Source organism: Agrobacterium sp. 20P9.1.2 (assembly GCF_057799395.1).
The window spans coordinates 112731-138542 of record NZ_JBYOKI010000003.1; the positions used below are offsets into that span (position 1 = coordinate 112731).

A 25812-nucleotide genomic window follows, 5' to 3' on the forward strand; every position below is an offset into this window, starting at 1 on the left:
TTTGCGAGAGGCCAATGACTTTTGAACGCTGCGATATCAGCGATCAGTCGATATCGGCAACCTCGATGTCTGCACCACCGCTGATGCGGTGGGCGAGTGCGGCTTCCATGAACTCGTTCAGGTCGCCATCGAGAACGTTGCTCGGAGCGGTGCTTTCCACGCCCGTGCGCAAGTCCTTGACCAGCTGATAGGGCTGCAGAACGTAAGAGCGGATCTGATGACCCCAGCCGATATCGGTCTTGGAGGCGGCCTGCGCACTCGCTGCGGCTTCCCGCTTCATCAATTCGGCTTCATAGAGGCGCGAACGCAGCATTTCCCACGCCTTGGCGCGGTTCTTGTGCTGGGAGCGTTCCTGCTGGCAGGCCACTGCGATGCCGGTCGGAATATGCGTGATACGCACAGCCGAGTCGGTCGTGTTGACGTGCTGTCCACCGGCGCCCGACGAACGATAGGTATCGATACGGCAGTCGCTTTCGTTGATGTCGATCTGGATCGAGTCATCAACCACAGGGTAAACCCAGATGGACGAGAACGATGTGTGGCGGCGCGCATTGCTGTCATATGGCGAAATACGAACGAGGCGGTGAACGCCCGATTCCGTCTTCATCCAGCCGAAAGCATTGTGGCCCTTGACCAGAATGGTCGCGGATTTGATGCCCGCTTCTTCGCCTTCGTGAACTTCCAGAACCTCGACCTTGAAGCCCTGACGTTCCGCCCAGCGGGTGTACATGCGCAGCAGAATGTTGGCCCAGTCCTGACTTTCGGTGCCACCGGCGCCGGAATGGACTTCGACATAGGTGTCGTTGCTGTCGGCTTCACCGGAGAGCATCGCTTCCACCTGACGGCGGTTGGCTTCGCTTCTCAGCGCCTTCAGCGCATCTTCGGCTTCCTTGACGATATCGGCATCGCCTTCGGCCTCACCCATCTCGATCAGCTCGACATTGTCGTTGACCTGCTGTTCCAGCAGCTTGACGCCATTGATCGATTCGTCCAGCTGCTGGCGCTCGCGCATTAGCTTCTGCGCTTCGGTAGCGTCATTCCAGAGATTGGGGTCTTCGGCCTTGTTGTTCAACCAGTCCAGTCGTCTTATCGCCTGGTCCCAGTCAAAGATGCCTCCTCAGCAGGCTTATGGCCTGCCTGATTTCGTCGACTACATTCACGATTTCATTGCGCATTTCGCAGATTCTTCGCCTTCTTTGAAAACTGGTCGTGTGAATAAATGCGAGGGGCGCGGATGTAAAGCCCGCGCCCCTCGCCTTTCCATCAATTGGGTTTAATAGAGGCCGCCGCCGCCGCCGGTAATGGCCTGCTGGGCCTGTGGCGAAGCGCGCAGGATATCTTCCTGCGACATTGCGCCGTCCATGCCGATCACGTTGAAGCTGCTGGCAGGGCCTGTGCCGGGCTTGAACGCTTCCATGATCGTGTCCGGCTCGCCCTCATTGGCCGCCATGCCGGTCTTGCGGTTGACGGCAATGAACTGCATGCCGTTCGGCACGATGAACTTGCTTGGCTCCAGATGCTTGGCCGCCAGCGCAATGAACTCCCCGAAAATTGGTGCAGCCAGAGAGCCACCGGTGCCGCCACGACCGAGTGGCGCCGGGCTGTCGAAACCGATGTAAAGACCAGCGACGAGATCAGGCGTATAGCCAACGAACCACGCGTCTTTTTCGTCGTTCGTCGTGCCGGTCTTGCCTGCTACCGGCAGATCAACCTTGATCTTGCCTGCCGCCGTACCGCGCTGAACGACGCCTTCCAGCATCGATGTGGTCTGGTAAGCGGTCATCGGATCGAGAACCTGCTCGCGATTATCGACGATCGTCGGTTCATCCTGACCCTGCCAGTTGGCAGCATTACAGCCTTCACAGCCGCGCTCTTCGTGCCGGAAAATCGTTTTGCCGTAACGGTCCTGAATACGGTCGATCACCGTCGGCTTGATCTGCTTGCCGCCGTTCGCGATGACGGAATAAGCGGAAACCATACGCATGACAGTCGTTTCACCGGAACCGAGCGACATGGCGAGCAGCGGTGGCATCTTGTCGTAAATGCCAAAGCGTTCCGCATATTCGGCGACAAGGTTCATGCCCATATCCTGCGCAAGACGCACGGTCATCAGGTTACGGGATTTTTCGATACCGAGACGCAGGGTCGATGGACCAGCCACTTCACCGCCGTAGTTTTTCGGACTCCAGACCTGACCGCCGGATACGACTTCCAGAGGCGCATCCATGACAACGGAAGCAGGCGTATAGCCGTTATCCAGCGCCGCTGCGTAAATGAACGGCTTGAACGACGAGCCCGGCTGACGCATGGCCTGCGTTGCGCGGTTAAATTCCGACTGGCCGTAGGAGAAGCCGCCAACCATGGCCAGAACGCGACCCGTATGCGGGTCCATGACAACCATGCCGCCCTGAACCTTGGGAGGCTGGCGAAGACGGTATTCGTCTCCCTTGTCGGACAAAGGTTCCGCGTAAATGACGTCGCCGGTCTTCAGGACACCTGTGGGTGACTTGGCAGTTGCGCGCTGGCCCTTGGCATCGCGGTAAGCCCACTTCATGTTTTCGGGCTTGATATGGCCACGGCTGCGCAGATCGGGCGTGTCGCTGTCGCCATCCGGGCGAAGGCCAATATCGACACCATCGGCGGAAACGGCAAGAACGACCGCCATCTTCCACTCCGGCACATCACGCAGCGGGCGCATCTTGGTCAGCGCATCGCTCCAGTTGCCGCTTGTCTCGATCTGATCGACAGGGCCGTGGAAACCGCGGCGCTCATCGTAATCCAGCAGACCATCCTGAAGCGCCTTGCGGGCCTCCATCTGAATGTCGGGATCGAAGGATGTGCGAACGGAAAGACCGCCTTCCAGCAAGGCCTTCTCGCCGTATTTTTCAACGATCTGGCGGCGTGCTTCTTCGGAGAAATAATCGGACGCAGCGATATGAGCACCACCACGGCGAATATTGATGCCAAGCGGCTGCGTCTTGGCATCAGCAGCATCTGCCTGGGTGATGTAGCCGTTTTCGGCCATACGATCGATCACCCAGTTACGGCGCTCGATGGCTGCCTTTTCGCGGCGAATGGGATGATAGTTTGCCGGGCCCTTGGGCAGCGCTGCGAGATAGGCCGTTTCGGCAATCGTCAGTTCCGTGACCGACTTGTTGAAATATGTGAGCGCGGCACTGGCGATACCGTAAGAGTTCAGGCCGAAGAAAATCTCGTTGAGATAGAGTTCGAGAATCTTGTCCTTGCTATAGGCCTGCTCGATGCGGAAGGACAGGATCGCTTCCTTCGCCTTACGCTCCATGGTCTGTTCATTGGTCAGCAGGAAGTTTTTGGCCACCTGCTGCGTAATGGTGGAGCCGCCCTGCGTCGGACCGCCAGTGACGTAAGCGACAGCTGCGCGTGCGAAACCTGTGACGTCGATGCCGGGGTGCTGGTAGAAGTTCTTGTCTTCCGCCGAAAGGAAGGCCGCCTTGACACGGTCTGGAATGGCCTGAATGGGCAGGAACAGACGGCGCTGCTTGGCATATTCCGCCATCAGCGCGCCGTTGCCAGCATGAATGCGCGTCGTAACCGGCGGCTCATAACTGTTCAGCACTGCGTAATCCGGGAGATCCTTCGTAATCGTCACCAAATAAATGGCAACACCACCAGCCACCACAAGGAACAGCATGCTGGCCAAGCCGAAGAAATATCCAATAAGTCTGATCATATTAAGCTACCGATACTTCGAATCGTAACTGGTTGCGCCCACCGTTATGAGCACATTCTTGCATATAGCGTGCCGTTTTGCACACCGCTTCATCGATGACAAGCTGCCAATAGCGGCATTCTCTTATATGTTACCGTGAGCCGCCATCTTCATTGACTGGAAAAAGCGGACATCACCATCGAATCCTGCCTTCGAGTAACGTGGGGAATGTGAGTAAAATAGGGCTTGGAGTCGACAAATTGCGCTCATAGACAAGAGTTGAACTCTTTTGGTCCAAGGGGTCGCAGAGATGTCACAGTCCTGAAAACTGTGACACATCATCCCGATCACAGTGCAACTGAAAAATCAGACCGGGCTTTCAGCCGCCATTGGCTAGAGCCTGCGCCCGGTAGCGGGTCACGGCGACAGCCAGCGTATCGGCCACTTTGGCCCGCCACTTCTCGTCCAGCAGCAGTTTTTCGTCGTCAGGATTGGACAGGAAGCCGAGTTCCAGAAGAACGGACGGCACGTCATGAGCGCGCAGAACCTGAAAACCGGCGTAACGGTGCGGGTTGTTGATGAGACCCACCTGCCCTTCGAAGGATTTCACGATGTTTTCGGCCAGCGTTACCGAGAAAGCCTGTGTCTCTCGCCGCGTGAGATCAAGCAGAATATCGGCCACTTCCGGCTGGGCGTTCTGCACGGCCACGCCAGCAATCTGGTCGGAAAGGTTTTCACGCTCGGCCAGATCCTGCGCCATGCGGTCGGACGCGCGGTCGGAAATCGTATAGACGGTGGCGCCACGAATACCCTTTTGCTTGAGCGTATCGGCATGGATTGAGATGAAGAGATTGGCATTCTGCTGCCGCGCCAGCGTCACGCGTTCCGAAAGCGCCAGAAACACGTCGTCATCTCGCGTCAAAAATGCCTTGATGCCTGGAATCTGGTTGAGCCGGTCGGCTAGCTGCTTGGCGAAGGTCAGCGTAATGACCTTTTCATCCGTACCGGTCACGCCGCCCTTGGCACCGGCATCGATACCGCCGTGCCCAGCATCGACCGCAATCATGAAATCGGACTGGCGGCTGGACTTCTGGACAATATCCGGCGTGACGGAGGCAGTCGTCGTAGGTGCCAGGGCCTGCCAGTTCTGATTCTTCAAGAGATCGGCAAATTTCTGCTTGGTGGCGATTTCCGTATCCAGCACGAAGCGAAAAACCTTGCCTTCGTCTTCAACCTTGGTTTCGGCAATGGCGACTTGCACGGGTTTCTTTGCCGTCAGCACCAGACGTGCACTGCCCTCACCCATGCTGCCGAAGCGGATATCGCTGAACAGGCCTGTGGGTGCGAGGTCCTTGGTTGGGAAGGAAAAGCCGACGGCAGGGAAATCGACCACGATGCGGGCTGGCGCATCGAGATAATGCACCTCGAATTCCGGCTCCTCGTTGAAATCCATGACAATTCGCGTGCGGGCCTCATCTCCGATGATGCGGGCTGCATTCACAACCAGCGACGGGGCTTTTTCCGTGGCGTGACCATTCAGGGAGACGGCGAGAATGGAGAAAGACGCCAGTGCCAGAGTGCAGGCGATTCGCCCCAACCGGACAGCCGTCCGTGATGCCCTTGCCCCGTCGATCAGGTTTTTGATGGTCGCCAACGTCATTTCCGTATTTCAGTCATTTCGACAAAAGATGCCGCCGCCTGGGCGCAATCATCGCGTTTATCGTCGCCAGAATGGCCTGATTTGCTTTGCCGCGCAACAATCGCAGCCCTTGGTGAAGCATTTCTTAACCGGGAAATTCCACCAATGATATGGCATATTTAGCCACCCTATTGCTATTATGACAGATAAAACATACAACATGAATGAGGGTTAAAAGTGTTGACGGGATAGATGCCCGCCGGCTGCCAATCGACAAAGACGCTGGCGCTGTAATTTCGGGCAATCATCTGCCGTCGCTGCATTTTTCTCCTGAAACTGGATCAATTCTGGCCGTGGCCAGAACAATACCCGGTGGCACGCCACCGCACGCTCGAGGAGAGCATTTTCATCGGATCCTTCGGGGTCTATTTATTATAGTCGTTCTCGCTTGGCCAATGATGTCGTTGCAGCAGCTTTCACATGAACCGGATACCAGGAGCAGGCACAGTGCTTTGCCAGTCGTCCGGATGCTGCCAGTTTACAGACGCCGGGCAAGACACTTCATTTCCGGCACACCCTTGAAAATAGATGAAAGGCCTGTCCTCGTGGCGGGCCTGTTCTCGTATAAGACAGGGCTGCGCCGAGGAGCAGAGCTTACATGGCAGACAAAATGCTTATCGACGCCTCCCATGAAGAGGAGACACGCGTTGTAGTTGTTCGTGGAAATCGGATTGAGGAATTCGATTTCGAGTCGGAACACAAAAAACAAATCCGCGGCAATATCTATCTTGCCAAGGTGACGCGCGTAGAACCATCCCTTCAGGCAGCTTTCGTCGATTACGGCGGCAACCGCCACGGATTTCTGGCTTTTGCAGAAATTCATCCGGATTATTACCAGATCCCACTGGCTGATCGTCAGGCTCTGTTGAGAGCGGAAGCCGAAGACCATCGCCGTGGCGATGACTTCGAACCTGCCGACGCACCGCATGACCCCATCTCCCCCGCTATCGATCTCTCGCAGGTCGACCAGCCGGATATTGGCATCGTGCCAGCAGCGGCACCTGCGGCGGAAGAAACCGTAACGGCAGAAGCCGTTTCCGAGACAGTTGAAACCGAAGTGGAAGCCACGACCGAGGTCGAGGCTACCGAGGCTGTTGCCGAGGAAGCACCTGCCGAAGAAGACAAGCCGAAGAAGCGCGTTCGCCGCTCTCGCGCCAAGAAGAAGACCGAAACGGACGACGTTTCCGCCGATGCCGCCTCCTCGGACGAAGGTTCCGAAGACGATGGCAGCAAGGGTGGCGAAATGGCTGCCATGGTCGATACGGACACGATTTCCGAAGAAGTCGAAGGCCTTGGCCGTCGCAATGACGATGATGACGACGACGATGATGACGATCATCACGAAAAGGAAGTCATCGAATCGGTCGGCGCCGAAGACGCGATGGAAGAAGTTCCAGACCGCATTTCCCGCAAGCCGCGCAAGCAGTACCGCATTCAGGAAGTCATCAAGCGCCGCCAGATTCTTCTGGTTCAGGTCGCGAAAGAAGAGCGCGGCAACAAGGGCGCTGCACTGACGACCTATCTGTCGCTTGCAGGCCGTTATTCGGTTCTGATGCCTAACACGGCGCGCGGCGGCGGTATTTCCCGAAAGATTACGCAGCCAACGGACCGCAAGCGTCTCAAGGAAATCGCGCGCGATCTGGAAGTGCCGCAGGGCATGGGCGTGATCCTTCGTACCGCCGGTGCCAACCGCACCCGCGTCGAAATCAAGCGCGACTTCGAATATCTGATGCGCCTGTGGGAAAACGTTCGCACGCTGACACTGAATTCCACTGCCCCTTGCCTCGTTTACGAGGAAGGTTCGCTGATCAAGCGTTCGATCCGCGATCTCTACAACAAGGATATCAGCGAGATCATCGTGTCCGGCGAAGAAGGCTATCGTGAAGCGAAAGACTTCATGAAGATGCTGATGCCGAGCCATGCCAAGGTGGTTCAGCCTTACCGTGATATTCACCCGATCTTCTCGCGCTCCGGCATCGAAGCGCAGCTTGACCGCATGTTGCAGCCGCAGGTGACCTTGAAGTCCGGTGGCTACCTCATCATCAACCAGACGGAAGCGCTGGTTTCCATCGACGTGAACTCCGGTCGTTCGACCCGCGAACATTCGATTGAAGAGACTGCGGTTCAGACCAACCTGGAAGCAGCAGAAGAAGTGGCTCGCCAGCTGCGCCTTCGCGACCTTGCCGGTCTCGTCGTCATCGACTTCATCGACATGGAAGAGAAGCGCAACAACCGCTCCGTCGAAAAGAAGCTGAAGGATTGCCTGAAGAACGACCGCGCCCGCATTCAGGTTGGCCGCATCTCGCATTTCGGCCTTCTGGAAATGTCGCGCCAGCGCATTCGCGCATCGGTTCTGGAATCGACCACGCAGGTCTGCTCGCATTGCGGCGGAACCGGCCATGTTCGCTCCGAATCCTCCATCGCGCTGCATGTTCTGCGCGGCGTGGAAGAATATCTGCTGCGCAACACGACGCACAACATCACGGTTCGTTGCACACCGGATACGGCGCTCTACCTGCTCAACCACAAGCGCGCGACCATTGTCGATTATGAAGGCCGCTTTGGCGTTGCCATCATCATCGCGGCGGATGCCAGCGTCGGTGCACAGCACTTCGCGATCGATCGCGGCGAAGCCGTCGAAAACCCGGTCAAGATCGAAAGCCTCATCCAGATGCTTCCTGAAATCGAGGAAGAGGAAGACGACATCATCATCGAAGCCGATGAGGATGAAGACGAGGAAGAAATCGTAAAGGCCGAAAAGACCGAGCCACGCCAGCCACAGGCTGACAATGGTGAAGACGGCAAGCGCAAGCGCAAGCGTCGTCGTCGCCGTCGCGGCAAGGGTGCAGGCCAGAACGGTCAGGAATCGCAGTCTGAAGCTGGTGACGACACATCGTCCGACGACCAGGACGAGGATGGCGACGCCGATCAGGATGACGACGCAACTGTCTCCGCAGAAAACGGTAGCGACGCTGCTGGTTCTGAAGAGAACAAGCGCAAGCGCCGCCGTCGCGGCAAGCGTGGCGGACGCCGCAATCGCGATGAGAATGGCGATATCATCGAAGAAAACGGCGCAGAAGCAGAAGCTGAATCCTCCGAGGGTGTCGAAGACGGCGCTGCTGCTGCTGCCATTGAAGGCGTAGACGAACCAGCTATTGCAGCGGCCGTCGAAGCCGACGCGGCAACGCCAACCGTTGAAGAAACCGAAAAGCCGAAGAAGCCACGCCGGACCCGCAAGGCGAAGGAGAAGGTTGGCGATGTCGTAGAAGCGGAAGCTGCTCCTGCTCCTGCCACCGACGCTGCTCCTGCCGTCGCTACGGAAGCGCCAGCTGCTGCCGCTCCTGTCGAAACGGTAGAACCGGTTGTCGTCAACACCACGGTCGCTGAAGCTGCCATCGAGGAAGCAGGCGAAGCCTCTGCCGATCTCGGCAATGAAGCGCCAGCTGAAGCCAACAAACCGGTCCGCGCCAACCGCGGCGACAACGTCTCGTCCTCCGAGCCTGTCGTAACCTCCGCCACCAACGAAGGCGGCGAAGCCGACCCCGCCAAGCCCCGCAAGGGCGGCTGGTGGCAAAGACGCGGCTTTTTCTAAGCCGCGGGTTTAGATAGAGAAGAGATTGAGGCTCCGCATTGCGGGGCCTCTTTTGTTTTGGGGTGTGAGGTTGTGGAGTCTTGACAAAGAGTGTGAACGGAAATGATCTGGAGACTGGAGAAAGCGTATGCCAACACTCAGAATTTACGATCTTAAAAACCACACTCTCGCGCTGGATTTAAGCGATTTGCTCCAACTTCTTGCACCTCGATCACTACAGGCAGTCTGGACGATTTCCGCAATACAGTCTGATGGCGTTGAGTATGAATGGTTTGACGCCACAGGAGAAGGAGGCGAACAGCTCGAAAAACTGGCGCAGGAAAATGCCAAACTTCCAGGCTATCAATTAGTGGCACTGGCAAAAAAGACGCGCCAAGTTATCTGGGGCAAATTTTATGGCTCTTTTCCATCAGAACCCGAAGAGGCTTGGATTACGATTTGCGCTGTAGACAGCACCTATTATGAGATTAAGACCGATGATGGTGCGGCACTACAAAAAATCAAATCGAGCTTTAAAGATGTCCGTACCATGGATGTGGGTAACTAAACCGGAGCATCGAGTAGATCCATGAAGAAACAAGCGCGGACCTGGTGATATGGCAGAAATGCATCGAACCACCGCATCTCTCCGCTTTCACGGGGATGTCCTTGATCCAGAAGAGATTTCACGCATACTCGGGGTGAAGCCGACGACATGTGTAAAAAAAGGTGACCTGTGGGAGACGCCCAGAGGAGCAAAGATAACAGCACGAACGGGCTATTGGAGCCTATCCGCTCCTAACCAAAATGCAGGCAACCTCGAAACACAATTGACGGAAATGCTCTCCCTCTTGAGCGAAGACCTAGAGGCTTGCCGGTCACTGGCGGCAAGCTTTAGGGGAAACATATTTGTTGGCCTGTTCCTATCAGGCTTCAATGAAGGTCTTAGCCTGTCTCCGACGACAATCACCGCGATTGGACTGCGCGGATTGACGCTAGATATCGATGTCTACAGTGGTGGCGACTTGGACCAACAGATTGCTTAAATTACCTTTTAGAGCTTGCGGCAGAGCCAATCCTTAAGCTGTCTCTGAACAACATTCATACAAAAAGCCGCATCGTCTCCGATACGGCTTCTAAACGTCGTCAATCACCATGCCCCTAGAGACACATAATCACGTCCGCGATGGACCGGTCGCTCACTCGTCGCGATAGACTTTTTCGCGGCGTTCGTGACGTTCCTGGGCTTCGATAGACAGGGTGGCGATGGGGCGGGCGTCCAGTCGTTTGATGCCGATGGGTTCGCCTGTTTCTTCGCAGTAACCGTAGGTGCCGTCCTCAATCCGCTGAAGGGCTGCATCTATCTTGGAGATGAGCTTTCTCTGGCGGTCGCGGGCGCGAAGTTCGATGGCCCGGTCTGTTTCGGATGAGGCACGGTCGGCCAGATCCGGATGGTTGGCACTTTCTTCCGCGAGATGGCCGAGGGTCTCTCTGGCTTCTCTTAAAATGTCATTCTTCCAACCGATGAGCTTCGACCTGAAATAGGCCCGCTGGTTGGCATTCATGAACTCATCGCTTTCCGAGAGCACATAGTTGCTAAGATCGATCTTCTCACTCACGCGATTCTCCTCGAAGAACATCTCATATTGCGCGGGTATACTCCAATGACATATGGCCGTTCAAGTGCGCAGAACAGTTTTCAGGCATTTTTAAATCTGTCACAAAATTCAGCTAAATGGTTATTTTTTATGCTTTATTGGCAGAACACGGATTATTTCTTCGATCACGTTATCAGGACTTGCCTATACCGGCTGCCACTTGCGGGGCGGCAGTCTATTCCTGTAAAGCTTTTGCACGATGTTTACAGCCGCATAGGACAGCCCGGAAATGCCAGTGCTTCAACCGCCCCCGTTCCGGGTCTATCTGCTGCGCCACGCCCGTGCCGCATTGGCTGCTCCCGGTGAAAGAGACTTCGACAGACGGCTGGATGACACCGGTTACGCGGAGGCCGAAATCATCGCGGACCGCGCAGCCGACAAGGGCTATACGCCAGATGTCATTCTCAGCTCCACCGCCCTACGCTGCCGCGAAACCGCAGAAGCCGTGCGGCGGGCTTTCAACGACAGATTCGAGATCACCTATGTCGATGAGATGTATAATGCCGAGGCCTCGGTCTATCTCGCGCTGATTGCCGCCCAGACGGCTTGCCGCTCGGTGATGCTGGTCGGTCATAACCCGACGATGGATGCGGTTGCCGATGCCTTTATCGGCCAGCAGGCCATGGCCTCACTTCTGCCCTCCGGTTTTCCGACTGCTGGCCTTGCCGTGCTCGACGCGCAGGCCACACCGAACAACAATGGCGCTGGCTGGCAGCTGAGCGAATTCCTGCATCCCTAAGGTCGCGTCCCCGCCGCGAAAAACTTTCCACAGGCCGCTTCTTTTTTGAGCAGGCGGCCACCCTATATATTTTTGGACAGTAAAATATTTGTGGGAAACTTCATTGCCGCCATCCTTCACGTCAGTCACCGATAGCGCACTGATTGCCATAGACAACATTGCAGACCGCGCAAGCGCGCTGACCAACCCGACATTGCGGCTGGGCGTGACCGGCTTATCCCGCGCGGGCAAGACGGTTTTCATCTCTTCGCTGGTACATAATCTGCTGAATGGCGGTCGCCTGCCACTGTTTGAGGCCATCCGTTCCGGTCGCGTATCGAATGTGCGGCTGGAACCGCAGCCGGATGATGCCATTCCGCGCTTTCAGTATGAGGATCATATTCAGGCGCTGGTGCGAGACCGCATCTGGCCGGATTCGACGCGTGCGATTTCCGAGCTGCGCATCACGCTGGATTACGAAAGCGCAAGCGGCTGGGGCCGCTGGTTCTCGCGCGGACATCTTGCCATCGATATCGTCGATTACCCCGGCGAATGGCTGCTCGACCTTCCCTTGCTTTCGCAGGACTACAAGACCTTCAGCGATAACACGCTAGCTTTGGCATCTGGTGGTGTGCGGGCCGAACTAGCAAGGGATTGGCTAGAGATTGCCAATTCCCTCGACATAGACGCCCCTGCCGATGAAATGACGGCGCGACGTCTGGCAGAGAGCTTTGCGACCTATCTGCGCGCCTGCAAATCGGATGAGCGTTCGCTTTCCACGCTGCCGCCAGGCCGGTTTTTGATGCCGGGTGATCTGGAAGGCTCGCCTGCCCTCACCTTCTCCCCGCTTCCGGGCCTGACCGAAGGCAGGGCACCCAAGGGTTCGCTGCGCGCCATGATGGAACGGCGTTATGAGGCTTACAAATCCATCGTGGTGAAACCGTTCTTCCGCGAACACTTCGCCCGGCTTGACCGCCAGATCGTGCTGATAGACGCGCTACAGGCCGTCAATCGTGGACCGGAAGCGGTGCAGGATCTGGAGCGGGCGCTGGGCGACGTACTGGCCTGTTTCCGTCCAGGCAAGAACAGCCTGATGTCTTCGCTAGTGGGTCGCCGCATCGACAAGGTTCTGGTGGCGGCGACGAAGGCCGACCATCTGCACCACGAAAGCCACGACCGGCTGGAAAATCTGACACGGCGACTGGTGGACCGCGCCATCACCACTATTGGCATGAGCGGCGCTGGCATCGATGTCATGGCGCTGGCCTCGGTGCGCGCCACCAAGGAAGCCAGCGTGCGGCAGGATGGCCATGCGCTGCCCGTCATCGTCGGCACACCGATTGCGGGCGAAAAGATCAATGGCGAGATGTTCGACGGCAACCGCACCACGGCCATCTTCCCCGGTGACCTGCCGGAAGACCCGGAACCGCTATTTCGCGCGCTGGATGCGGAAGGCAGTGCCGCCGATCTGCCGGATGTGAATGTCGTGCGCTTCCGTCCGCCCAAGCTGGAAGAAACCAGCGGCGGCATAAAATTGTCCGTTCCGCATATCAGGCTCGACCGCGCCATGCAGTTTTTGTTTGGAGACCGGCTCGCATGAAAGACGAGAACAACACACCCGGCCGTCGCCCGGCTGCATTCACGCTGGAAAGCGAAACTTCAGAGCCTCGCACCATCGAAGCAAGACGCGCGCCGCGTAGTTTCGATGCGGATTTTTCCCTGACGCCGGATGAGGAAGACCCGTTTCTGGCGCCGGAGCAAGTTGATGCCGCCGCCCTGCCCGTCGCCGCACCGCGCAAGCGCCGCTTCTCCTTCGCCAAGCTGGCAATGGGTGCGCTCGGCGTGCTTTTCTCGCTGGCGTTTGGCCTGTGGGCGGATCAGCTCATCCGCGATCTGTTTTCGCGCTCCGATTGGCTGGGCTACATGGCAAGTGTGGCGCTTATCATCGCCGTCTTCGCGGTGCTGGCGCTGGTGGCGCGTGAGGCACTCGGCATCATGCGGCTGAACGCCGTTCAGTCTCTCAAAGCAGATGCGGAAGCGGCGGCGCTGGAGAAGAAACCCCCTGCCGCCCGCGCGGTCATCACCCGCCTCAATGCTGTTCTCTCTCACCGGGCAGAAACGGCCAAGGGTCGTGCCGCGCTGAAGGAGACCGAGAACGATGTGATCGACGGACCGCACCTGATCGAACTAGCCGAACGCGAGCTTTTGAGCCCGCTCGACCGGCAGGCGCGCGCCTTGATCCTGAACTCCTCCAAGCGCGTCTCGGTCGTCACCGCCGTCAGCCCGCGTGCGGTGGTCGATCTCGCTTATGTGCTGTTCGAGGTTACGCGGCTGGTTCGGACCATGGCGGAGCTTTACGGCGGGCGTCCCGGCACGCTCGGCATGCTGCGGCTGTTGCGCGATGTCATCGCTCATCTGGCGGTAACGGGGTCGATTGCGGTTGGCGATGGCTTGGCACAGCAGGTTCTTGGCCACGGGCTCGCATCGCGCCTTTCCGCACGTCTGGGTGAAGGCGTGATCAATGGTTTGATGACCGCACGAATCGGCATCGCGGCCATGGATTTGTGCCGTCCCTTGCCGTTCCGCGCGCTGCGCCGCCCCGGAATAGGCGATTTCGTTTCCGATCTGACACCGGATTTGACGGGTGGTAAAAACAGCGAAAAGCCCTGATCCGCAGGGCTTGTGTGCGCCTAAAGGTTACGATCCGCGTCGCTAATCCTGGCCGAATAAACCAAGCATTAACCATTCCCGACATAGATTGACCCAACACAAAGCGGCCAATTCGCCAGGGAAAGTATCATGTATTCGCGCTTCTTTTCGCTACTGGGCGGACTTGCCGCCGTTATGTCCGTCAGTGGCGGGCTTGCAGTTTCCGACGTTCAGGCCGCCTCGCGCGATGACCAGTTTTTCGGCTCCGTTGCCGGTGTCTGGTCCGGTCCCGGCGAGATCGTTGCCGGAAAATACAAGGGCACAAAATTCACCTGCGATCTGACTGGCGAGCCGCTGGGCGACAAGGATACGGGCATCAAGCTAGGCGGCACCTGCCGCGTCGGCGTCTTCAAGCAGCCAATGTCCGCCGTCATTGCCAAGAAGGGCAACAGCTATGAGGGCAAGTTCCTCGATGGCGCCGAGGGCAAGGGTCTCGATATCGTTTCCGGTCAGGTCAGCGGCGACAAGGTCGTGGTCGGTATCAACCGCGCCAAACTGAATGGCGCCATGGTTGCCCGCGTAACCAACAACACCTCGATGAACATCACCATTTCCGTCAAGGTCGCAGACCAGATGGTTCCGGTCATCGGCCTGACGCTGGCGCGCAATGTCGATCAGATGGCAGTTGGTTCGATCAAGGAATAAGGCCTTTCGGCAGATTCAAAATTTCGAGAACGGGAGTGTCCACCACTCCCGTTTTTCGTTTGCGGCCTTGATGCCGGTCTTATCCGCCGTTTCCAGCCATTGAGACACCGGCCTGCCATTCACCACCAACTCCGGCGCGATGTCGCAGAGCGGCATCAGCACGAAGGCACGCTCCGTCATACGGGGATGTGGAATTTCGACGCGCTCGGTGGTGATAATCTCATCGCCAAAGGTCAGCACATCGATATCGATGGTGCGCGGACCCCAGCGCTCTGTGCGAACACGCTTCATTCCGCGTTCGATCTCAAGGCAAAGGTCGAGCAGCGCCTCCGCCGTAAGCGATGTCTCGATCAGGGCGCAGCAATTGAAAAAATCGGCCTGATCGGTCTTTCCCCAGGGCGGCGTGCTGTAAAGCTGCGAGACGGCGAGCAATCGGCAGTTTTCGTGCCGGGCACAGCTATCGAGTGCCTGCGCCATGGCGGCGGGCGGATCACCAATATTGCCGCCGAGACCCAACGCCGCCAAGGTCATGCCATCAGCCATGCTGTTCGACACTCACCTGCGCATAGTCCAAAATACCGGGCACGGGCGCGGAAGGCTTGCGCACCGTGATCCTGACCCGCACGATTTGCGGATACCGCTTGCGCAGCGCGGTTGCTATGTCGTTGGCCAGAGCCTCGATGAGATAACGCCGTTGACCAGCCACGATTTTTTCGATCACATCGAAGGCCACGCCGTAATCGACGGTGTTGGATATGTCGTCTGTCTCGAGCGCGTTTCCGGCCTCGACTTCCATTTCCGCATCAACAAAGAAGCGCTGGCCCAGCGTTTCTTCCTGCGCCAGCAAGCCGTGGCGGGCGAAGAAGGAACAGTTCTTCAGCAGTATCGTGTAAAGGCTCATAATCGGCCCTCCCCTTTATTGGTTTTTCTCTGCCTCAGAACAGCATCGGCAATCGCCAGAGCATCACGCGTCATCGATACATTGTGTACGCGAAAAACAACCGCTCCCGCCAGCCTTAGAATGGCGGTTGTGGCGGCCGTGCCGACATCGCGATCTTCCGCCACATCTCTTCCGGTCAAAGCGCCGATGAAGCGTTTGCGAGACGTTCCGGCGAGAATAGGCAAACCAAAACCGGAAAGCGCATCGAAACGCGACATGAGCGCGATATTTTCATCCGTATCCTTGGCAAAGCCGAAGCCGGGGTCGAGAACGATCGCGTCTCGCGAAATGCCCGCTCTATCAGCGATCTCCAGTGACTGATTGAGAAAGGCGTATTGGTCATCGATGACATCGGCCAGTTTCTGGCGCTCGCGGCCGGTATGCATGATGCAGACGCCAGCCTTTGCAGCTGAAACGACGCCAGCCATATCTGCATCTTTCTGCAGGCCGAAGACGTCGTTGACGATATGCGCCCCGGCTTCCAGCGCCAGCCTCGCAGTTGAGGCGCGGTAGGTATCGATGGAGATCAAGGCATCGGTTTCTTTGCTCAGTTTTTCGATGACCGGCAGAACGCGGTCCTGTTCCTGTCCATCGCTGATGCTTTCCGCGCCCGGACGGGTGGATTCGCCGCCGATATCGATGACGTGCGCACCGTCTTTCACGCAGGAGAGCGCGTGCGATACCGCCTGCTCTGCCGCCAGATATCGCCCGCCATCGGAAAAGGAATCCGGCGTCGCATTGACGATAGCCATAATAAGGCCATCCCCATCAAGTTTCAGGGAGCGCCCATGCGCGACTTGCCACACATTGTCACTGGCTGTTATCACGTAACATCACGCCTTTCCGGAATAACGGAGTGTCCGCCATTCATATCGTCACGACTCCGCCTATGCAGCAATCATCTGCCAAGTTCAACCGGAAGGCTGATAAATGAAGCGCCAATCCCGCATGCTTTGCGCGTTCCTTTCGGGCGCGATTTTGATGTCGGCCCCACAGATCGCCCATTCTGAAGCGATCATGAGCAAATCTTTTTCCTATTTCTCCATTGGTGGAAAGACAGCGGAAGATCTGGACCACGAACTCTCCCATCGCGGCCCCATGACAAAGGCCACCGGTGCACGTCATCCGGGTGCGACGGAAATCAAATTCGGTGGCGAACTGACCTATGTCGAGCAGAATGGACGCTGCGGCGTGGGCACCGTGAAGGTGAAGCTCCACACGAAAATCCTGCTGCCGCGCTGGACGAACCGCAAGCGCACGACGGCAGAGCTGGCGCTGATCTGGGATACGCTCGCAGCCGATATCAAGCGGCACGAAGAGCGCCATGCGGAGATTGCCCGCAACTATGCCCGCACGCTGGAAAAGCGGCTTCAATCCCTTCGTCCGCAGAAGAATTGCGAGGAAATGCAGGCACTCGTTGGCAAGACGACGCAAGAGGTCATGGATGCCCATGACAAGGACCAGCTGCGTTTCGATGTCGTGGAATCGAAAAACTTCGACGCCCGCATGACCCGGCTGCTGAAACACCGCATTATGCAGAACAGGTCCGTTCAATAGAGCGCGACAAACAATGCTAATCCGTGCAAATATCTATGCGGATTTCTTCAAGTATTTTATCAACCAAAAATTGCGGACAACCTCCGCGCTTTGCCGGATAATGATCGTTGAATTCTTGGCGTGGCTCGGAATGCACGACTCACGTATCTGTGAGATCAGAAGTTTCCACCCGTTCAGCCGTTGCGTTTGCTTGTGTGTGTTGCCGGTTCCCCCGGCGCGTCCTAAACCGCAGGTGTCTCCTCCTTCGCCTGATGGTGACGTGCCCACCTCGCCTCGCTATCCCGCGAAACGGAGAGCGAGGCTTTTTCTCGGAAAACAGACGATCAGCGGTTCAGGCTTTGCCTGGATCAGCCCTGCCGCTCGGGCACATGCACGACCAGCCCATCAAGGGCGTCAGTGATCTTGATCTGACAGGAGAGACGTGACGTTGGGCGAACGTCAAAGGCGAAATCCAGCATGTCCTCTTCCATCGGCTCAGGCGGGCCAACGCGTTCAGCCCATTCATCATCCACATAGACATGACAGGTGGCACAGGCACAGGCACCGCCACATTCGGCGTCGATACCCGGAACGGAGTTGCGCATGGCGTTTTCCATAACGGTGGAGCCATTGCTCACCTCGAGTTCATGCGGCGTGCCGTCGAAAGCAACGATGGTCAGTTTGGTCATGTCGGAATTCCAGAGCGATGTTTGAGAATGTTTCCAAACAAATAGAAAGGCCGGGTCCGCTTGGCAACCCGTCAATGCGGGCACGAAGCAGAACCGGCCTCAAAATACGTCGAAAAATCAGCGTTAGCGGCAGAGCTTGAGAATGAAGTTTTCGGCTTCGATGACCGATGCTGCGACCTTCGCAAGCGCGGCGCTGTCACGGCTGCCATTTTCCACGGCTTCAGCCGCAGCAGAAACGTTGAAGGCGCCTACGGCATCTGCCGAACCCTTCAGACGATGCGCAATCGCTTTCATCTCAATGTCATTGCCAGCAGCGAGTTCGTGCAGCAAAGTGCGTGCATTGCGGGTGAAAAGCTGGAGGATTTCGATCTCGAGCTCCTTGTCGCCCATGGTCTGGCGGGCCAGATGCATGAAGTCGATGGGCTTCCGGCTGACCGGCGCTGCACCACCATAATTGTCCGGAGCTTCGAATGCGATACTCAACGCTGCCATTTTGTTAGATTCCTCGTTTGGGCCAGTTTCTTGTTTTGAGGCACATATGTCCTGCTTTTAAGCAGGTTAGGCCTGCGATGAGCTTAAATTGGGGCGCGACGAAGGTGGAAATCTTTCGCTATGGTTAATTTATGTTAAACTTATGCGAAACAAGGCCTTCCGCTTGCTACCGAGGTTTAAAAACTGTTAACAAACCGCCACTTGGCATAGGCTTGCCCGTGGCATTAATTGTTTCAAAGGCGCAAATGTGTCACTACGGTACTGCCGTCTTGCATGACCTGAGTTCTGGTTTTGTAAATTCGGTGTGTAAATGTAATTTTGCCTGAAAGCTTAGCGACGTGCTCTCAGGAATTAGTAAGAAACGAGGCACTATATACCGGCTGGTATCGTGCCTTGAGGCATTGATGGCGGATATCCGAAAGCAGGCGGCGGACGGATGAACGGCATGAGGCCGGGCGTAGAGTAACGAGGCGTAACCGCATGGCGAACAACAAGATCAGCGACTCGATTGACGAGACTGCGTTTCAGGCGTTGGAAGATGCCTTGCAGCTTGGCGCGTACGAAAATAAGCCGGAGCCTCGGAAAAGGTCCACTCCAAAGCCTGCGGAGGCCAGAGTGCCAGAACAGACAAGAGTGCCAGAACAAAACAGAGCCCGCGCGGCTGAACCGCCTCAACAGCAGCGCCCCGCGCCAGAGCCAGCACCGAGATCGCCATCTCTCGAAGCGGCCAATGACGGCTCCAAGCGCAGCCCCGCCATGATCCTCAAATCGCTGGATGCCGGCTCCATGGCCGGCGCATTGCGTAATGCGACCATTGTGTCCGTTCTCTGGGCCATTGCCGGTGCAGGTCTTGCCAATGTCATCTATGGCAACCTCATCTGGAACGTCAGCTCGATTGCGGAACTGTTTGCCGTTCCCGGCGTCATGGCCATCATTGTCGGCGTCATCGTTCCGATCATGCTGTTCTTCGCCTTCGCCATCATGATGGCGCGCGCCAAGGACCTGCGCAACGCTGCCCGCTCCATGGCGGAAGTCGCCCTTCGTCTCGCAGAGCCGGAAACCATCGCGTCCGAGCGCATCATGTCCGTCGGCCAGGCCGTACGCCGCGAAGTGTCGGCTATGAATGACGGCATCGAGCGCACCATTGCACGCGCCACCGAACTCGAAACGCTCGTCCATTCCGAAGTCAATGCGCTCGAGCGCAGCTATGCCGACAATGAATTGCGCGTCCGCAGCCTCGTTCAGGAACTGAGCGCAGAGCGCGATGCCATCATCAATCACGCCGAGCGTATTCGCTCGTCCATCGTCGGCGCACAGGACCAGATCAAGGAAGAACTCTCCATCGTTGGTGAAGAGCTTTCCATGCGTCTGGCCACCAGCGGCGAAGCTTTCGCCTCGATGATCGACACGCGCTCTGCCGCGCTGCTCGAAAAGTCCCGTATTTCCACAGAAGCCATGGGCAGCCTGATTGCGGCCAAGACCGACAATCTTCTCAAGGCGCTCAACACATCCGGCGCGACGCTGTCAAACGAATTCGACCTGCGCCTGCACGATCTCAGCACAACGCTGGATGATCGCGGCCGTCTGCTTCTGGAGCAGTTTGCCACGCAGGCCTCCACGCTCAGCACCGGTACGGAAAACCTTAACAAGTCGCTGGAAGAGCGCACGCGCCTTCTCAACGACATCCTGTCCAAGCGCACGCTGGAAATCAGCCAGAACATCGACCGCGGTCAGGACATTATCGGCGGCTCGCTGGATAATGTTCTCGACAAGCTGACGACAACGCTGGAAGAAAAAGGCCTGTCCTTCCGTCAGAACCTGCAAAGCAGTGCCGATGACGCGATCATGGATATGGATCTGCGCTCTGGCCTGTTCGAAGAAAAGCTTCAGACTACGGTTGGCCTCGTCAATTCGGCATTCGACGAGCGCGTGGCAGAATTCACCAGCGCCTTCGACCAGCGCGCAGGCAGCCTCGACAGCAAGCTGATGGAAAGCCTTGCGCGCATCAATGAAACCGTTGCCGGTGGCACCGATTCCATCGATGGCATGCTGAATTCCGGCATAGAGCGCCTCAGCACCGCCCTCACCGACCAGTCCTTCGCTCTCGCGACGACACTGGGCACCGGCCAGGAAATGCTGGAAAGCTCTCTGGAAAGCCATACCCGCGAATTGAGCGACGCCATCGGCGCACGCACGGCGGAAATTACCGGCGCATTCAGCGATACGCATGAGAAGATCGATGCGGTTCTGGCAGAACGCAGCACTGCGCTGTTCGGCGCACTGACGGCGACGCAGGATCGTTTCGACACGGCTCTTGCCAGCCGCGCGGAAGCCATCACCGGCTCCATGTCCGGCACGGCCCAGCATCTGGCCGCCCTTCTGGAAGAGCGCGCCGCCGCCATCAACAGCATCGTTGCCGATGTCGAGCGCCGCCTTGCCGAAACGCTCGACAGCCGCGCAGCCGCCATCACCGGCGCTGTCTCCGGCGTCGAGGAACGCCTGGCCGATACGCTAGACGTTCGCACTGCAGCCATCCACCATGCCGTCGCCGGTGTGGAAGATCGTATTGCCGACACGCTAGAAACCAGAACCGCAGCCCTTGCCAATGTCGTCTCGGGTGCGGAAAGCCGCATTGCCGATACGCTCGACAGCCGTACCGCTGCGCTGAACAGTGTGGTCTCCGGCGTCGAAGAGCGCATCGCCGACACACTCGACAGCCGAACAATGGCTATCGATATGGCATTCTCGACCGCCGAAGAGCGTCTTTCCGAAACTCTGGAAAGCCGCACCAGCGCGCTCACCAGCGCCGTTTCCGGTGCCGAAGAGCGCATTGCTGACACGCTCGACAGCCGCACGATGGCCATCGACATGGCGTTCTCCGGGGCGGAAGAGCGGATCACCGAAGCACTCGATTCCAGAACAGCCGCCCTCAACACCGTTGTTTCCGGCGTCGAAACGCGCATCTCCGATTCCATCCAGCATGGTACGGCAGCACTTTCCAATGCCGTTAGCGGCGTTGAAGATCGCATCGCTGAAACGCTGGAAAGCCGCACGGCTGCGCTCTCTAGCGTTGTCTCCGGCGTCGAAGAGCGTATTGCCGACACACTCGACAGCCGCACAATGGCTATCGACATGGCATTCTCGACCGCCGAAGAACGCCTTGCCGAAACATTGGAAAGCCGCACCAGCGCGCTGACCACAGCCGTCTCTGGCGTCGAAGAACGTATTGCCGATACGCTCGACAGCCGCACAATGGCCATCGAGATGGCCTTCTCAGGTGCGGAAGAGCGTATCGCAGAAACCATGGATGCGCGCACGGCAGCCTTTACCACTGTCGTTGCGGGCGTCGAAAGCCGCATTTCGGACACACTGGAAAGCCGCACCTCTGCACTCAGCAGCGTGGTGTCTGGCGTTGAAGAACGCATCGCAGATACACTCGACAGCCGTACCATGGCCATCGATATGGCATTCTCCGGCGCGGAAGAGCGCATCGCTGAAACGCTTGATAGCCGCACGGCCGCCCTCAACAGCGTCGTGTCTGGTGTCGAAGAACGCATTGCCGACACGCTCGACAGCCGCACCATGGCTATCGATATGGCATTCTCCAGTGCAGAAGAACGCATCGCAGAATCGCTCGATAGCCGGACTGCCGCTCTGACCAACGTCGTTTCCGGCGTTGAAGAACGCATTGCCGATACGCTCGACAGCCGCACTCTTGCCATCGACATGGCGTTCTCCGGCGCCGAAGAACGTCTGGCCGAAACCCTTGATACCCGCACCTTCGCGCTGACCAGCGCCGTGTCCGGCGTTGAGGGTCGTATTGCCGATACGCTGGATAGCCGCACGGCGGCACTTGCCAATGCCGTTTCCGGCGTTGAAGAGCGCATTGCCGACGCACTCGACAGCCGCGCCATGGCCATCGACATGGCAATTTCGGGTGCCGAAGAGCGCATTACCGAAACGCTCGATAGCCGCACGACCGCCCTCACCCAGTCCGTTGCCGGTGCCGAACAGCGCCTGTCGTCCACGGCCTCCACAATTGAGGAAGCCCTGTCTGTCGGTCATCTGCGTCTCGATACGATGCTGGGTGTCCAGGCAGATGCGATTACCCGCACCGTCGAGCGCAACAGCGACCTGATCGAACAGACCGTCGGCACTGCGGCCACCCGCATCGAAACGGCCATCGAGGGCGGCGCAGGCCGTTTCTCGGACACGATGGAAAGCGGCGTTTCGCGTCTGGAAAACAATCTCGTTTCCTCGCACGAGCAGCTTCGCAGCACGCTCGATGAGCATCACGGCGCATTTACCGAAACACTCGGTTCCGCGCAGGAGCGCATCAACGATCTGTTGTCCGAGCAGGCCATGTCTATCGGCACCACGATTGCGTCCAGCGCCAGCATGCTGGAAATGTCGCTCGAAACCCAGCAGGAAGCCATTCAGCGCACCATCGACACCAGCGGTGCAACACTGGAAGAGCGTCTGCGCAACAGCGCCAGCGCCGTTTCCACCCGCATCGATGAAGCCGCCCGCGAAATCGGCGGCGCTGCGGATGCGCTGTCCCAGCGTGTCGAACAGTCCGTCAGCAACGTCTCCACCCGTCTGGATGAGACCGGCGCACGGTTGGAAACCAATATCGGTGGCTTGCAGACCCGCATTCAGTCGGATCTCGGTAACGTCAATGCATCCATTGAAGATGCCAGCCGCAAGATTTCCGAAACACTGGACGGCAAGACTGCGGATTTCGTTCGCACCAGCGACGACGCCACGCAGCGCATTGCCGGTGTTCTCGACACGGGCACGGCACGCATCGATGAGCGTCTGGGCACCATGGACCGCGCTCTGAATATCGGCCTTGAAAACGTCAACCGTACCATTGAAGGCAAGGCGACCAACCTTGCCGTCAGCCTGCGTGACGCGGTGGTCAATGCCACCCAGACCATGGATGGCGAAGCGCTGCGTTCGACCGAACTTCTGGCCAAGACCGGCTCTGAATTTGCCGACCAGATGAAGAACCGCAACGACGAATTCACCCGCGCCATCGAACAGCGCTCGGAAGAAATTGTCGGACGCATTTCGGAAGCTCAGGGCCGCCTCTCCGGCCAGGCCGCAGCCGTCGCCCAGACCTTCTCGGAAGCTGGCAATGCCATCGTCAACAAGGTTGCCGAAGCGGAAGCCGTTGTTCGCTCGCAGGTCGGCGCCATCTCAGAAACGCTCTCCGGCGTCGAAAGCTCGCTCGATGCGCGCGGCGAATCCATTCGCTCCACGCTCGACAGCCGCACCCGCGAACTTAACTCCATGCTGGCCAGCCGCTCTGCCGAGCTGTCGCGCCTTATCGAAGAAAAAGCCAAGCCCATCGTCAACGAATATGCGACGATTGGCCAGAATGCCGCGGAGAAGATCGTCACCGCCGCACAGCAGAGCGCCAATCTTCTGGCCGAAAGCAACAGCGGTATGGTGCAACTGGTGGAGCAGGCCATTGGCGACTACGCCAAGGCAGGCACGGACGCCGCCGACAAGCTGGTGGCCGCAACCCGCAACAGCACGACGATGCTTTCCGAAACGCATTCCGGCATGTCTGAAGTGGTAACGGGTGCCGTCGATAGCCTCAACGTTGCCGTTGCGCGCGCCTCGCAGGAATTCAAGGCGGCGGACCAGTCTCTCAACACGGCTGCCTCCAGCTTCTCCGATTCCGCATCGCGGGCCGCCGACATGGTGTCCAGCTCCAGCCGTCTGCTGGAAGGCAAGATCGACCGTCTGGCGAATATTTCCGGCCAGACCCTGTCGCAGGTCGCCGGTATCGTCGGTCGCTTCGAAGAGCATTCCACGGTTCTGTCGCAAGCGTCGGAACTGCTCAGCGCCGCCCAGACCAGCCTCGTCGGCACGCTGGAAGAACGTCAGGAAGCGCTTCGCACGCTTTCGGTCGGCCTTCTCTCGCGCTCTGAGGAAATCGAAAATTCGATGCGCGGCGTGATGGGCGTGGTCGAACAGACCCTCGCACAGGCAGAACAGCGTTCGGCCAATGTTGCAGGCAATCTGCGCGATAATCTCAACTCCTCCTTCGACCAGATCGGTCGTTCGCTGGATGAGACGGAGCAGCGCGCCCAGACGGCAGCACAGAACATGCGCGGCGCACTGGCTGCTGCCGGTGAAGATGCAAGCCGCTCCATCGAAGGTACGATGGCGGATGCGCAGAGATATTCAGACGAGCTGGTCAACCGCCTGCGCGGCGGCGTCGCCTCCTCGCTCTCGGATGTGGACAAGCTGCTGGGCAACGCCACGGACAAGTCCAATGCCGCCGCAGCCGTGCTGCGCGAGACATTGCGCGAAGCCGTGGAAGAGGCTGTGTCCCGCTTTGCCGGTGCAACGGATGAAATCCGCCGTTCCAGCGTCGATATCCGCAAGGAACTGGATTCGACCCGTGCAGAGCTGAAGCGCGGTGCCTTCGACCTGCCGGAAGAAGCCAAGGAAAGCGCCGCTGCCATGCGCCGCGCGGTTTCCGAACAGATCAAGGCCTTGCAGGATATTTCCCAACTGGTAGGTCGCTCCACACAGCAGCTGGAAATTTCCGAGCCAGCCGCCCGCGCTATCGCTGCCACAAAGCCCGCTCCTGCGCCACAACAGCAGCCACAGCCTCAGCCGGTTGCGCAGCAGCCTCGCGTGGAACAGCCGCGCCCGCAGCCAGCGGCAACGGTCGTGCCGCCGTCGCCGGTCCTCGCCCGCCCGGCGCAGCAGCAGCCGGTCGCACCACAGCAGCCATCTGCTCCGCAGTTCCGTACCACGCAGCCGCTTGAAACCCGCAGCGTGCCGCCTCAGGCCGGTATTGCTGCCCCGGCGCAGCGCCGTGAAGATGGTGGCGGCTGGATCAGCGATCTCCTGCGTGGCGCATCTCGCGATGGTCAAGATGCATCGGCACCCGCAACCCAGGCTCCGCGCCAGTCCGCCGAGCCGCAGACCCGGGCTGCCGATCCGCGCAACCCGCGCCATGTCGTGGAATCGCTGAACTCGCTGTCAGTGGATATTGCCCGCGCTATCGATCACGACGCATCGGTAGAGCTCTGGGGCCGCTACCAGCGTGGCGAACGTGATGTGTTCACACGCCGCCTCTATACGCTGAAGGGCCAGCAGACCTTTGATGAGATCAAGCGTAAGTATGAGCGCGAGACGGAATTCCGTACCGCTGTTGATCGCTACATCTCGGATTTCGAAAAGCTGCTTGCAGACGTGGCGAGAACGGATCGCGACCGCACCATCACGCAATCCTATCTCACCTCCGATACCGGCAAGGTCTATACGATGCTGGCACACGCGGCAGGACGCTTCAGCTAAGGCGCTCCATTTTTAAGACTAAGGCCCCGGAGAGCATATTTCCGGGGCCTTTTCATATTGCATATTAGCAATATTCTTGAACCTACCTAGGCAAGTCTCTATATGTGCCCTGCGGGGACGACCCCGCCCTTATTCATGACT

18 protein-coding genes are annotated in these 25812 nt (G+C 58.2%); 9 read left to right on the plus strand and 9 right to left on the minus strand.

The annotated features are described in order from the left end of the window. Positions 1-43 precede the first annotated feature (43 nt). The 3 genes from prfB to AC27VJ_RS09975 all read right to left on the minus strand — a co-directional run bounded on the left by prfB (position 44) and on the right by AC27VJ_RS09975 (position 5333). Positions 44-1175, minus strand: a protein-coding gene (gene prfB, locus AC27VJ_RS09965; protein ID WP_488683898.1) for a peptide chain release factor 2 whose coding sequence is annotated in 2 segments (ribosomal slippage) — positions 44-1105 and positions 1107-1175 — 1131 coding nt in all. Because the reading frame shifts where the segments join, the coding sequence is not laid out codon by codon here. A gap of 98 nt (positions 1176-1273) precedes the next feature. Further along, positions 1274-3709, minus strand: coding sequence for a penicillin-binding protein 1A (locus AC27VJ_RS09970; protein ID WP_353575704.1), 2436 nt, complete (start codon positions 3707-3709; stop codon positions 1274-1276). A gap of 358 nt (positions 3710-4067) precedes the next feature. Next, entirely contained in the window at positions 4068-5333 is a 1266-nt protein-coding gene (locus AC27VJ_RS09975) for an N-acetylmuramoyl-L-alanine amidase (RefSeq protein ID WP_488684332.1), read from the minus strand. Between the two features lie 652 nt (positions 5334-5985). On the opposite strand from AC27VJ_RS09975, the gene AC27VJ_RS09980 reads away from it, so the two are divergent. The 3 genes from AC27VJ_RS09980 to AC27VJ_RS09990 all read left to right on the plus strand — a co-directional run bounded on the left by AC27VJ_RS09980 (position 5986) and on the right by AC27VJ_RS09990 (position 10004). Further along, positions 5986-8979, plus strand: coding sequence for an Rne/Rng family ribonuclease (locus AC27VJ_RS09980; protein WP_488683899.1), 2994 nt, complete (start codon positions 5986-5988; stop codon positions 8977-8979). 127 nt (positions 8980-9106) lie between these two features. Beyond that, positions 9107-9526 carry a hypothetical protein gene (locus AC27VJ_RS09985; protein WP_488683900.1) on the plus strand — a complete coding sequence of 140 codons (420 nt, stop codon included), beginning with the start codon at positions 9107-9109 and terminating at the stop codon, positions 9524-9526. 49 nt (positions 9527-9575) lie between these two features. Beyond that, entirely contained in the window at positions 9576-10004 is a 429-nt protein-coding gene (locus AC27VJ_RS09990) for a DUF4279 domain-containing protein (protein WP_488683901.1), read from the plus strand. A gap of 153 nt (positions 10005-10157) precedes the next feature. On the opposite strand, the gene dksA is transcribed toward AC27VJ_RS09990, so the two are convergent. Further along, a complete protein-coding gene (dksA, locus tag AC27VJ_RS09995; RefSeq protein WP_113088347.1) occupies positions 10158-10577 on the minus strand; it encodes an RNA polymerase-binding protein DksA in 420 nt (139 codons plus the stop codon). A gap of 268 nt (positions 10578-10845) precedes the next feature. Between dksA and AC27VJ_RS10000 the strand changes: the two genes are divergently transcribed. The 4 genes from AC27VJ_RS10000 (at position 10846) to AC27VJ_RS10015 (ending at position 14688) form a co-directional block, all read left to right on the plus strand. Continuing rightward, on the plus strand, positions 10846-11355 hold the full coding sequence (locus AC27VJ_RS10000; RefSeq protein ID WP_488683902.1) for a SixA phosphatase family protein: 510 nt from the start codon (positions 10846-10848) through the stop codon (positions 11353-11355). A 103-nt stretch (positions 11356-11458) separates the two neighbouring features. Continuing rightward, entirely contained in the window at positions 11459-12934 is a 1476-nt protein-coding gene (locus tag AC27VJ_RS10005) for a YcjX family GTP-binding protein (protein WP_488683903.1), read from the plus strand. Beyond that, positions 12931-14004, plus strand: a complete 1074-nt coding sequence (locus AC27VJ_RS10010; protein WP_488683904.1) for a TIGR01620 family protein — start codon at positions 12931-12933, stop codon at positions 14002-14004. Before AC27VJ_RS10005 ends, AC27VJ_RS10010 begins: the two co-directional genes overlap by 4 nt. Before the next feature lie 129 nt (positions 14005-14133). Beyond that, the gene (locus tag AC27VJ_RS10015; RefSeq protein WP_113088096.1) at positions 14134-14688 is read left to right on the plus strand and encodes a hypothetical protein; all 555 of its coding nucleotides are present in this window, start codon (positions 14134-14136) and stop codon (positions 14686-14688) included. 15 nt (positions 14689-14703) lie between these two features. Here the strand turns inward: AC27VJ_RS10015 and folK are convergent, their stop codons facing one another. Genes folK through folP form a run of 3 tightly spaced genes read right to left on the minus strand, consistent with a single transcriptional unit; the run spans position 14704 to position 16380 of the window. Next, positions 14704-15219 carry a 2-amino-4-hydroxy-6-hydroxymethyldihydropteridine diphosphokinase gene (gene folK / locus AC27VJ_RS10020; protein ID WP_488684333.1) on the minus strand — a complete coding sequence of 172 codons (516 nt, stop codon included), beginning with the start codon at positions 15217-15219 and terminating at the stop codon, positions 14704-14706. A gap of 4 nt (positions 15220-15223) precedes the next feature. Then, a complete protein-coding gene (gene folB, locus AC27VJ_RS10025) occupies positions 15224-15589 on the minus strand; it encodes a dihydroneopterin aldolase (protein ID WP_113088095.1) in 366 nt (121 codons plus the stop codon). Then, the gene (gene folP / locus AC27VJ_RS10030) at positions 15586-16380 is read right to left on the minus strand and encodes a dihydropteroate synthase (RefSeq protein WP_488683905.1); all 795 of its coding nucleotides are present in this window, start codon (positions 16378-16380) and stop codon (positions 15586-15588) included. The genes folB and folP overlap by 4 nt, the downstream gene beginning before the upstream one ends. 178 nt (positions 16381-16558) lie before the next feature. Between folP and AC27VJ_RS10035 the strand changes: the two genes are divergently transcribed. Beyond that, positions 16559-17185, plus strand: a complete 627-nt coding sequence (locus AC27VJ_RS10035) for a DUF922 domain-containing Zn-dependent protease (protein ID WP_488683906.1) — start codon at positions 16559-16561, stop codon at positions 17183-17185. 347 nt (positions 17186-17532) lie between these two features. On the opposite strand, the gene AC27VJ_RS10040 is transcribed toward AC27VJ_RS10035, so the two are convergent. Continuing rightward, a complete protein-coding gene (locus AC27VJ_RS10040) occupies positions 17533-17853 on the minus strand; it encodes a 2Fe-2S iron-sulfur cluster-binding protein (protein WP_113088092.1) in 321 nt (106 codons plus the stop codon). A gap of 123 nt (positions 17854-17976) precedes the next feature. Further along, entirely contained in the window at positions 17977-18345 is a 369-nt protein-coding gene (locus tag AC27VJ_RS10045; RefSeq protein ID WP_353575696.1) for an Hpt domain-containing protein, read from the minus strand. A gap of 480 nt (positions 18346-18825) precedes the next feature. On the opposite strand from AC27VJ_RS10045, the gene AC27VJ_RS10050 reads away from it, so the two are divergent. Continuing rightward, entirely contained in the window at positions 18826-25671 is a 6846-nt protein-coding gene (locus tag AC27VJ_RS10050) for an apolipoprotein A-IV repeat region-like domain-containing protein (RefSeq protein WP_488683907.1), read from the plus strand. The last annotated feature ends 141 nt before the right edge of the window (positions 25672-25812 follow it).